We start from the raw sequence: 11,392 nt of genomic DNA, 5'->3' as shown, positions 1-11,392 counted from the left end.
AATATTGAGGCTGATGAAACTAAACTAACCAACAAGTAACCCTCGTAAATCTGAGATTTTCACTGTAACAATACAGCCCGCATTAAACTGTAAAAAATCATCTTCTATTCCATCTGAGAAAATAACGCCATTATCAGGCATCAACGATTCAAGCATTAAAGGTGATTCTGTTTCTATCGTGCCAAACACCCATTTCGTGCCCGTTGTTTTACTTAAAAAAGGCTCCCTAACGCTAAATTGCAATTTATTGTCTCCCCAACCAAATCCATTAGAAAGGGGATGATGTGCCACGCCTGTAATCGCTTTAGCTCCAGCTAAAATAGATTGAAACCACCCCGTTGAACCCAACCCTGTTGAAACTATAATTCCAGAAGAAGATTGAAACTCTTTCTCCCCTTTCCAATTCAATAAATAACGCGCAGAGGTATGGCTTTTCGGGCCAATGAACAAGTCATTCACCGCTAATAATGATTGACCATCATTGGTTGTTGCTTGTGCAAAAGTAACTGTTTTTTGCTCTGCCTTGCCTTGTATTGTTTTTTGTACAACTTCCTTTAGTTGGCCTATTTCAAAAGGTAATAATTTGCCATCCCATCTCGCTGGGTCTGGGTTAATCGCAATAATAGGCTGCCCATTCAGATACTTTAACGTATTGGCAACTAAGCCATCCTGCCCGATCACAACCACAATATCTTGCTTAGAAAATTGGTAACTGGGTAATAGTTTTCTTTCTAATAATTGAAACCTACCTAATGGTTTTAATATTGATTCAGCTTGGATTAATTGCCTCTGATAAAGATCATGCTCATTAAGATAATCATCAACTTCCACATGGTTATGCTCTAAATAGAATTTCGCTTGTGGCCATGTATTAAAGCGTTCAATCAATTCCTGTAAGCGCGTCTTACGTGTTACTAATACAAATCTAGCATTATCCATTCCTTCCATTACTTCCCTCCTTTTTTCATTAATTGACCAAATAGATCAGGTGATAGATTAAGTTCCCCTATCTTCCCTGCATTTTGAGCCAGTGACTCAAAAGCCATTGCCATTAATTGTTCTGGGTTCATTTTTGCCAGCGCTAGCGCTTTTAAATTTTCAACGGGTAACTGGCTATAGGCTTTCATTTTGGTTTCAATAGCATAAGCATCTGCTTCTGATTGAATACGCTGGTTTCCCACACTGAGTGTGACTAACTCTTGGCGCTTTGCCTCCGCACTAACTTGCGCAACCAACTCTTCTTGCTCTATTTCTGCTCGTTCACGTAATAGCTTACGTTCATTATCAAGGCGAGCTTCTTCAATTTGTTGTTCTTTTGCTTGAACAGATAAATCCGTTTCTAATTCCGCTTCTTTAATCGTTCTTTCTTGTTCAACAGAAAATTTGCGTCTTGCGTAAATAGCATCATCCGCTTCTTTTAGAATTGACTCCCTCGCTTGCGCCTCTAACGCTTTAAGAGTTTCAGGTGAAGGCGCTATTGCAGCAAAAGAGACGTCTAAAATTTCAAGGCCTAATGATTCAATTAGCGTTTGTTCTGCCAGTTGTTGAGTGACTAAAGTCACTAATGATTGGCTAATAAGTAATGCATCACGCAATGAAGTCGTTTGAATTCTGGCTTGGATAATAGTTTGCGCAGCCCTCACTACTCTATCACTCAATTTAAGTGGGTCTTCAGAAGCGTGATTTTTTCCATCTTTAGTTAAATTGAAATTTAATACATTTGCTGTTTTTTCTGGGTTCTTCACTTGAAATGAAATTTGCCCCTGAATGCGTAAACTTTGAAAATCCGCAGTTTGTAAATTAAAAATAAAAGGAGCTTCTTGAGCGCTTAACGGTAATGCCGCAATAGATGTCTTATCCGAGTTATACCAAAAACTAATCCCCTTTCCTTGCTTACGCACTTTCCCATTCACTGACTGAATAACAAATGTAGATGAGTCTGCTTTGAAATATTTAAAATTGAACATAGTCCACCTCTCATTAATGTCCTTATGACTTTAATTAATTATTGTCCTATAGACACAAACAAGTCAAGCACTAAATGTCTTAATGACATTAATTGGCTTTTAGCGTATGATAGCTCTATTGATTTGAGTGCAATTTAAAGTAGGTAACAATATGAATGAAAAAGAATTTTTAGCAGGATATAACAAAAATGAATATCTCTCACCACTGCTGACTGTTGATGCCGTCTTGTTCACATATCATGAAAACACACTCAAAGTCTTATTAGTCGAAAGGGCAAATTTCCCTGAAAAGGGGAAATGGGGGTTACCTGGTGGCTTCGTTGATGAACAAAATGATAAAACTATCGAAGAGACAATCCTACGTAAGCTAAAAGAAAAAACTGGGGTTATTCCGCCTTATGTTGAACAACTTTGTACGGTAGGTAATAAACAACGTGATCCTCGGGGTTGGTCTGTCACTGTCTGTTATACCGCTTTAATTGCTTATCAAGATTGTGAAGCTCATATTGAGACCGTCGAATCAGTAAAATGGGTATCTATTGATGACATCGCTACATTGCCTCTGGCATTTGACCATTTACAACTCTATCAACAGGCTCGTGAGCGCTTACAACAAAAATCACTTTATTCCATCGTACCCGGCTTTGCTTTACCTGACGTTTTTACACTGTCTGAATTGCAGCATGTCCATGAGGTTTTAATTGGTAAGACTTTGCAAAATAAGTCTTTTAGACGTCGTTTAGAACAAGCAGACTTGCTTATCGATACAGGGGAAAAACGCCATGAACGCGGCCGACCAGCCAATTTATACCGCTTAAAACCCCAATCGGCTGAATACCGTTTTATTCGTAATTTAGAGTTTTAATCATGAGTACGCCTGATAAATAGCGATTATCAGGCGCAATGATAAAGGTCAGAGGCAAATAGCAGGAGTAACAATATAGGTAAAAATTAATTTATTGGATTTATAATAATTATGTGTGATCCCATCAGGGAACATTTCATGTAAAATTTTCATTCCTGCATCCTTACCGCAGTAATTTATATCTAAGACCTTACGCATGTTCTGCTGCCAGCTATTACTCTCTAGCACATTGTCAGGGATCCCTTTGATAGTATATTGATAAAACAACATGCCATTTTTTTCTGTCACCTCTGTTAATAATGTTACATCATCAATCAACATAGGTAATGATTTCGCCATTTCAGACAAAAAAATGCCACGCAGCATTGTCGGGTCATCATCTGACTTGGCATTAAATGCATTGATTTTATCTTCTGTCGAATTGCTTTTAATTTCATCAACGCGCTGTTTTAATTCTGAATTCGCAGTTGCTACAGAAGACGGCTCAGATTTTGCTTTTTCTTCCGTATCAGGCGAGCACCCAACCATTAATACTGCACCTAACAGTAAGCATACTGTTTTTTTGAACACTACCATCCCATCCACCTATTTTATTATTTATATAGCAGGATGAGTTTACCATAATGATAAATTAAACTTATAGACAGAAAAATCCCCTTTTAACGAGCGAGGGGATCATAAAAATATTAAAATGAGGCTAACCACATACGCATTTTTAAACCATAAGAGCTAGTCCAGCCTGAAGTAAAACTAACTAACTCGCCGTTATCAATTACCATAAACGTCGGTGTTGCACTGACTCCTACCGCATTCGAGAGCTGCCCACTACTGTCATTGATAACAGGGAAGTTTAAATCCTTTTTTTCCATCCCTGAGACTAAGCGAGCCGTTTCACCGGAACGTATGGCAACAGAAATAATCGGCATACCTGATTGATTTAAATCTGAAACTGTTGGCGAAGTTAGATTGCACACACCACACCATGTAGCCCAAAAATAAACCAATATCGGTTTTTCTTTACTTAACTCAGCTAATGAAACCGTTTCACCATTAACTAAAGTATGTTGTTCCAACAATGCAGGGGCTAAAGTTTGTGGTTTACGCCACAAGTCCATTACTGTAAAGGCAACAAACAATATAATGGCTAAAACGATAATTTCTTTAGACCACTTTTTCAGTCTATTCATACGGTTATTAACCTATTTGTTATCAAATAGTACAAATTTAAAGTGTAGCAAAGCAAAGCATTTAATCGAAATTAATGCTTTGTCATTAAGTTAAAATGCTTTCTTTGCTGATTCGCTAATACTTTTCTAAGTCAATCTTAAGCTTAGCTTTATCCCCTAAATAATTCGTGTTGTGGCTAGGCGGCAAGTGAAACTAAGCCCTAGGAGCATACATCAGTATGTGACTAGGGTTAGTATGCCAAGCCAACAACGCCACAGCGCGAAGTATAACAAGGATATTATTTGAGCTTAGCCAACTGCTCTTTCACTATCGCTTCAAACTGCTGCGCATCAATAGCCCCTGGGATCATTTCTTCACCGACTAGTGTCGCTGGTGTCCCATTAACTCCCAGTTTTTCAGCTAACATCATATTAGTACGAATACCTTCACGGCTTTTTTCGCTCGCTTTCAGTTTATCATTACCCGTCGCTTTCAGCGCTTCTTTGATATTCGCATCAGACAGCATGCCTTGCTTTTGCATAAATTTATGATGTAACGCTTCAAACGCCTTTGGATTCTCTTGCCATAATGTCATCGTTAATTGAGCCGAATCCATTGAAGTCTGGCCTTTAAATGGCAGATATTTGATAACCACAGCAACATCATTTGGATATTTTTTCACGATATCCTCTAGTTGTGGGTCAAAACGTTTACAGAATGGGCAGTTAAAATCAGTAAAGTTGACCAAAACTAGCTTCGCATTTTTATTACCTAAAACTGGGCTAGTTGGGTCATTAAATAATGCCTCTTTTTCCATTTTTAGCGTTTCTTTCATCTGCGCTTGTTGCTTCTCACCCTGTTTGGCTTGCAGTGCGACGATCGCCTCTTCTAAAATCTCAGGGTTTTCTACTAACGTATCTCTGACTAACTTACGAACTTGTGCTTCCTGTTCTGCATTTAGTGGCGCGGCTTGTGCCATTGCACCAAACATAAGTGATGAAAATAGAACAGCTAAAATTGTTTTATTCATTTTGTGGCTCCTTTGGCCTGATTCATAACTGATATTAACGACTCACGGTCAAGTATAGTTGACAGTACTTCGCCTTCGGCCAAGTTAGGGCCATAAATTTGATTAAATGGAACAGCTACCTGCCCACGTTTTTGTAAGAAGGCAGTAATTTCTGGTGATGGTTTCGTCCAATCACCACGTAAAGCGACGACGTCAGGCTCACTAAGAAGCTGCTGAATATCATCTCTCAATAACACATTGTATTTATTCGCCTTACAAGTCACACACCATTCAGCGGTTACATCAATAAAGACACGTTTATTATCGGCCAGTGCATCTGTAATTGCCTGCTCAGTTAATGGCTGCCAATCTACACTATCCTTTACTAAAGAACGGCTTCCGGTATGTTGCTCTTGCGTCATCCACACAAAACCAATAGCGAAAACAGCAAATAACAACAATGGCAAGAACGCAGCTCGTACCCCTCTTTTTATCGCAATAAAAACCACCAGCAGTACTAAGAAAATTACCGCTATAGCTGTTGATACTGTGACACCAAAATGAGGAATTAATAAGCTAATTAACCACAAGCTGGAGAGGAGCATCATCACCCCAAGCACAGCACGTAATTTTAGCATCCACATGCCAGGTTTTGGTAATAACCTTGATATTACTGGGAAAGCGGCGATTAATAACCAAGGCAAACTCATCCCGACTCCCAGAGCCGTGAAAATCAACCATAACTCTTCCATCGGGGCGGTAAGTGCAAAAGCAACTGCGGTGCCCAAAAATGGTGCAGAGCAAGGGGTCGCTAGCAGGGTTGCAAAAACGCCTTGCCAGAAATGCCCACTGTTTCCATGCCCACCAGCGGTTGCAAGACGAGTGTTAGCCTTACTCCCTAAATTAATTTCAAATAAGCCAAATAAATTAGCAGTAAACAGTGCTGTAACTAGCACCATAAAACCAATAAACCATGGGTTTTGAAACTGAATTCCCCAGCCAACGGCTTGTTGCCCAACACGTAACAGCGTCATGAGTAAAGCAAGTAACCAGAAGGAAACTAAAATTCCTAAGGAAGATAATAAAAATTGGCGACGAATGGTTTTTTGTTCACCTTGAGGCACCATCAATACAGAGCCCAGCTTCATCGCAAGCACAGGAAGAACACATGGCATTAAGTTAAGGATTAACCCACCAACCAAGGCAAATACCACCACTTGCCATAAGGAAATTGCACTTCCAGCGCTACTTCCACCAATAGTTCCTGAAAATGAACCAACTTGACTATTAATTTGCTGAGAAATATCACCATCACTCACAACAAATGAAACAGTTTTACCGGTTAAATCTGGGGATTCCCCACCCCAATCATCACCAACGTCGATAGTTGCTGTTAAATGTTCCCCTGAGACTTCAATCTCAGGCACCCCTAATGTGGCACCTTCAACAACATCAGTGAAGATATTCGGTTTCCCCCACGAGCTACCTGAATTTTTTTGTAATTCAATAACGAGCTTGTCATGGGCAAAACCAACTTTAGTTTGCTCAACTAAACCACTTGTTGGCGGTACTGCCCCTTTCGCTTGGTTAAACGCCCAAGTAAAATCAGCAGGAACAGGCTCAGTTAAATCGAGCTCAAACGGATAATCCGTTAAAATACAAACGTTACTACAAGTCGATAATGTTAATGTCCCAGCCAGTTTATCTAGTTTTTCAGTACTTTTGACTGTAATAGGGAAAACAACATCCCCCATATAGCCTTGAGTTGATACCCCTGCGACATCAAAACGCCCAGGCGTTGGCCATTGCCAATCGGTGGACTCTACAGGTGATGACCACACAATTTCAGGTGCAACGCCCCCCTCTCCCGGTGAGCGCCAATAAGTTTTCCAGCCATCATCCAGTTTCACATCAAGCAAAATATCGATTTTACCCTGTTCTTGGGTAGAACTGAGTAACCTCACTTGTGCATGCCTTGGGGTGTTATCTCTCATCCACCCGTTATTCGCTGGTTGCAACCACCCCGTATCCGCAGCATGAATGCTGCTCGAAAAAAGAGCAAATAAAATTAAAAATGAATTAATCAAAAAACGCATTGTTTCCTCCAGAATAAATTACACAAACAGATCCCTATTTGTTGTGTGCTAATTCCGAAGATTACAAAACTGTAAATGTCGTCTGACACGAGGGGGGGCATGTTTCTCTTCGTTGTTAGCTCTAGATATAAATAGATTAGTGCAAAATAGAGTTAATGCAGCTAAAGAAAGAAACATAAAGAAGAATGGTTCAATAACAGCAGGCAACAATGTCATTAATGACTTCGCGCTAAGTTCACAACTGGAAAGTTGAGTGCTACTGTTATCACTCTGTTCTATTTGAGGTTGTTCGACATAGCTAAAGCTATACCCGGTAGGGTCTTGCGCCTGTACTAACACATTAGGCACAAAAAAATTGGCGAACAGACGCTCTCCGACAGCACGTTGGTTCATACAAACCAACACCATCAGACAGGCGAGTATCACTAATCCTTTACCTAATTTCAAATGCCTGTTCATGCGTATCTCGGTATATCTTCCTGAAATAACACCAATTATATGGTTTACACGCTAGTAGCAATGATAAAAACCATGCTTTGATTAATACCATTACACCATCTATAAGTTAAATAGAGGTTACATCTTACACAGCAAAACATTCCGTACAAGTATCATCATCTAACTTTACAAAAAAACATTCCTTTTTAGCTCAATGAAAATCTAAACACATCTAAAAGTAGGCACAAAAATTGCTTTATTTTAATCATCGAGTGAAAACGAAATGATTTGCACTCTAACGGTGCATGATTGTCGGATTTAAACAAATTTTAGCCGCTGTTTATCATGTTAGTGCAGCAATTCAAGAAATCGCCAAATAATATGCGAGACAGCTCCCGAAATTGAAACAATTTGTTTTCATTAATTAACAAATTTAATTACTTTTTAACAATAATAAAACATATAGCGGATAATCGCGGCATTGTCTAAATCAGCAAAATATCCGCAAACACAACACAACAAAGCCAAAGTCATTCAAGGGGTATCTAACGGAAGAACAACAGTTTAGCTAACAGCAGCTTTAACCGCAATTAGCCCAACTGACGCTCGCCCGTCAAGATAGCGTTTGAAATACGATGGGTTTACACCGATGGTCTAAAGGAGCTGTAATTATGCGTATAAGTAAGCTTGTATTATCAATGATGATTTTAGGTGCAACCTGCGCTGTTCAAGCAGAAGAGCTAAACGGTACTCTGAAAAAAATCAAAGACAACGGTGTAATTGTTGTTGGTCACCGTGAATCCTCTGTCCCATTTTCCTACTATGATAATAGCCAAAAAGTCGTTGGTTACTCACAAGATTATTCCAACGAAATTGTCGATGCAGTAAAGAAAAAACTCAATATGCCTGATTTACAGGTCAAACTGATCCCGATTACTTCACAAAATCGTATTCCATTACTGCAAAATGGCACATTTGATTTCGAGTGTGGCTCAACCACCAATAACTTAGAGAGACAAAAACAAGCTGCATTCTCTAACACTATCTTCGTGGTCGGCACACGCTTGTTAACCAAAGGTGATTCAGGTGTGAAAGATTTCGCAGATTTAGCTGGGAAAAACGTCGTGGTTACCTCTGGTACCACCTCTGAAATTCTACTCAATCAGTTAAATGACGAAAAAAATATGAAGATGCGCATTATTAGCGCCAAAGACCACGGTGATTCATTCCGTACCTTAGAATCCGGTCGTGCAGTTGCCTTTATGATGGATGATGCGCTGTTAGCGGGTGAGCGTGCTAAAGCTAAAAAACCTGAAATCTGGGAGATAGTCGGTACACCGCAAACTGAAGAGGCCTATGGCTGCATGTTACGTAAAGATGACCCTCAGTTTAAAGCTCTCGTTGATGAAACTATCGCCAATGCACAAACATCAGGCGTCGCAGAGAAGTCCTTTGAGCGTTGGTTCAACCAGCCAATTCCACCCAAAAATCTCAACCTGAAATTTACGTTATCCGATGAAATGAAAGCCCTATTTAAAGCACCGAATGACAAAGCATTAAACTAATAAAAAGACAAACAGGGTATTACTGTGAAGTAGATAGTGGCAAGGCGGTCGTTCCCCGCCTTGCATACTTATCGATAACAGTATTCGGGGATCTAATTGCCCACAGGAAGTCAACATTATGTCTATTGATTGGAATTGGGGGATTTTCCTTCAGGAAGCCCCGTTTGGGAATACCACCTATCTAGGGTGGTTAATATCTGGCCTTGAAGTCACCGTTACACTTTCTATTTGTGCATGGATTATCGCATTCTTAGTCGGCTCAATTTTTGGTATTCTACGTACCGTACCTAATCGTTACTTAGCCTTTATTGGCACTGCCTATGTTGAGTTATTCCGTAATGTACCATTGATTGTGCAATTCTTTACATGGTATTTGGTGATCCCTGAGCTGCTGCCTCGCTCCATTGGGGATTGGTTTAAAATGGAGTTAGACCCTAACTACCAATTTTTTATTTCTTCAATGTTATGCCTTGGGTTATTCACAGCCGCACGGATGACCGAACAAGTTCGAGCCGCTATTCAATCGCTCCCTCGCGGGCAGAAAAGCGCAGCTCTGGCGATGGGGCTAACTCTCCCACAAACATATCGTTACGTTTTATTGCCGAATGCTTACCGAGTAATATTGCCACCAATGACCTCAGAAATGTTGAATTTGGTCAAAAACTCAGCAATCGCATCAACAATCGGCTTAGTTGATATGGCTGCACAAGCGGGGAAACTACTGGATTACTCTGCTCATGCATGGGAATCATTTACAGCCATAACATTAGCTTATGTTGGTATTAACGTCATCATTATGATTTTAATGTCGCTACTCGAACGAAAAGTTCGTTTACCTGGCACTATTGGAGGGCGATAAGATGCTTTACGAATTTGACTGGAGCTCAATTGCACCGAGTATCCCCTTCTTAATTGATGGCTTTATTGTCACCGCTAAAATTACACTTACCGCCATTGTCGTCGGGATTTTATGGGGAACAGTCTTAGCTGTTATGCGGCTATCGCCTTTCAAGCCTATCAGTTGGTTTGCTGCCTTATATGTTAATACCTTTCGTTCTATCCCGTTAGTCATGGTTTTATTGTGGTTTTATTTGATTGTGCCTAGCTTATTACAAAATGTTCTAGGCTTATCACCAAAAAATGATATTCGTTTAATTTCAGCAATGATAGCCTTCTCCCTTTTTGAAGCGGCCTACTATTCAGAGATTATTCGTGCGGGTATACAGAGTATTTCCCGAGGTCAGGCATCAGCAGCATTAGCACTTGGTATGACAAATATGCAAACCATGAGGCTAGTTGTATTACCACAGGCTTTCAAAGCAATGGTACCATTGCTACTAACTCAAGGTATTGTCTTATTTCAGGACTCCTCATTGGTATACGTCCTAAGTTTGACGGACTTCTTCCGGACAGCCACTAACATTGGCGAACGGGATGGCACACAGGTGGAAATGGTACTATTCGCAGGTCTGGTGTACTTTATAATCAGTTTTGGCGCTTCCATGTTAGTGAATTATCTTAAGAAAAGGACTGTTTCATGATTACCCTGAAAAATGTATCTAAATGGTATGGCCAATTTCAGGTGCTTACAGACTGCACAACTGAAGTCAAAAAAGGCGAAGTCGTGGTAGTGTGTGGGCCATCTGGCTCTGGTAAATCCACATTAATAAAAACAGTGAATGGCTTAGAACCTATTCAGCAGGGTGAAATTTTTGTGAATGATATTCAAGTTAATAGCAAAAAAACTGACCTTGCAAAGTTGCGTTCTAAGGTGGGAATGGTGTTCCAGCACTTCGAGCTATTTCCGCATCTATCAATTATAGAAAACCTAACATTGGCACAAGTCAAAGTATTAAACCGAGATAAAAAAGCCGCTGAAGCTAAAGGGTTGAAACTCTTAGAACGAGTTGGCTTAACAAGCCATGCGAACAAATTCCCTGCTCAATTATCAGGGGGACAGCAACAACGTGTCGCCATTGCCCGCGCACTTTGTATGAACCCTATTGCAATGTTATTTGATGAACCAACATCTGCTCTTGACCCTGAAATGATCAACGAAGTACTTGATGTCATGGTTGAATTAGCTCATGAAGGGATGACCATGATGGTGGTTACCCATGAAATGGGCTTCGCCAAAAAAGTAGCAAACCGCGTGATCTTTATGGATGAAGGGAAAATTGTTGAGGACAGTAAAAAAGAAGACTTTTTCGCTAACCCACAATCTGAACGTGCTAAAGATTTCCTTGCGAAAATACTTCATTAATTCATCTCAATAATATATCTAA

Annotated in this window: 12 protein-coding genes; 5 read left to right on the top strand and 7 right to left on the bottom strand. The window is 40.0% G+C overall.

The genetic code is table 11. The features are described from left to right. Positions 1-24: 24 nt before the first annotated feature. Positions 25-948: a sugar kinase gene (locus ACIPUA_RS15555; RefSeq protein WP_042848345.1), complete on the bottom strand. Its 924-nt coding sequence runs from the start codon at positions 946-948 to the stop codon at positions 25-27. Continuing rightward, a complete protein-coding gene (locus ACIPUA_RS15550) occupies positions 948-1,967 on the bottom strand; it encodes an SPFH domain-containing protein (protein ID WP_042848346.1) in 1,020 nt (339 codons plus the stop codon). Before ACIPUA_RS15550 ends, ACIPUA_RS15555 begins: the two co-directional genes overlap by 1 nt. Before the next feature lie 151 nt (positions 1,968-2,118). Between ACIPUA_RS15550 and ACIPUA_RS15545 the strand changes: the two genes are divergently transcribed. Next, complete coding sequence (locus ACIPUA_RS15545; RefSeq protein WP_042848348.1) at positions 2,119-2,832, top strand: NUDIX hydrolase; 714 nt, start codon at positions 2,119-2,121, stop codon at positions 2,830-2,832. A 48-nt stretch (positions 2,833-2,880) separates the two neighbouring features. On the opposite strand, the gene ACIPUA_RS15540 is transcribed toward ACIPUA_RS15545, so the two are convergent. The 5 genes from ACIPUA_RS15540 to ACIPUA_RS15520 form a co-directional block, all read right to left on the bottom strand. Continuing rightward, positions 2,881-3,408, bottom strand: a complete 528-nt coding sequence (locus ACIPUA_RS15540) for a hypothetical protein (RefSeq protein WP_048606353.1) — start codon at positions 3,406-3,408, stop codon at positions 2,881-2,883. 110 nt (positions 3,409-3,518) lie between these two features. Next, entirely contained in the window at positions 3,519-4,019 is a 501-nt protein-coding gene (locus tag ACIPUA_RS15535; RefSeq protein WP_042848350.1) for a protein disulfide oxidoreductase, read from the bottom strand. 278 nt (positions 4,020-4,297) lie between these two features. Continuing rightward, on the bottom strand, positions 4,298-5,029 hold the full coding sequence (locus ACIPUA_RS15530) for a DsbA family protein (RefSeq protein ID WP_042848351.1): 732 nt from the start codon (positions 5,027-5,029) through the stop codon (positions 4,298-4,300). Beyond that, positions 5,026-7,104 (bottom strand): protein-disulfide reductase DsbD family protein, encoded by a 2,079-nt coding sequence (locus tag ACIPUA_RS15525; RefSeq protein WP_449059852.1) that lies wholly within the window; start codon positions 7,102-7,104, stop codon positions 5,026-5,028. Before ACIPUA_RS15525 ends, ACIPUA_RS15530 begins: the two co-directional genes overlap by 4 nt. A gap of 48 nt (positions 7,105-7,152) precedes the next feature. After that, the gene (locus ACIPUA_RS15520) at positions 7,153-7,563 is read right to left on the bottom strand and encodes a hypothetical protein (protein ID WP_042848354.1); all 411 of its coding nucleotides are present in this window, start codon (positions 7,561-7,563) and stop codon (positions 7,153-7,155) included. Positions 7,564-8,213: 650 nt separating this feature from the next. On the opposite strand from ACIPUA_RS15520, the gene ACIPUA_RS15515 reads away from it, so the two are divergent. The 4 genes from ACIPUA_RS15515 (at position 8,214) to ACIPUA_RS15500 (ending at position 11,370) form a co-directional block, all read left to right on the top strand. Beyond that, complete coding sequence (locus ACIPUA_RS15515; RefSeq protein ID WP_042848356.1) at positions 8,214-9,107, top strand: amino acid ABC transporter substrate-binding protein; 894 nt, start codon at positions 8,214-8,216, stop codon at positions 9,105-9,107. 118 nt (positions 9,108-9,225) lie between these two features. Beyond that, complete coding sequence (locus ACIPUA_RS15510; RefSeq protein ID WP_042848357.1) at positions 9,226-9,966, top strand: amino acid ABC transporter permease; 741 nt, start codon at positions 9,226-9,228, stop codon at positions 9,964-9,966. 1 nt (position 9,967) lies between these two features. Further along, positions 9,968-10,648 (top strand): glutamate/aspartate ABC transporter permease GltK, encoded by a 681-nt coding sequence (gltK, locus tag ACIPUA_RS15505; RefSeq protein ID WP_042848358.1) that lies wholly within the window; start codon positions 9,968-9,970, stop codon positions 10,646-10,648. After that, on the top strand, positions 10,645-11,370 hold the full coding sequence (locus ACIPUA_RS15500; protein ID WP_449059851.1) for an amino acid ABC transporter ATP-binding protein: 726 nt from the start codon (positions 10,645-10,647) through the stop codon (positions 11,368-11,370). Before gltK ends, ACIPUA_RS15500 begins: the two co-directional genes overlap by 4 nt. Positions 11,371-11,392 lie beyond the last annotated feature (22 nt).

The sequence above is a fragment of the Providencia sp. AGC89 genome (genome assembly GCF_053543535.1).
The sequence above is the reverse complement of the archived record's forward strand: the minus strand, read 5'-3'. Positions and strand labels throughout refer to the sequence as shown.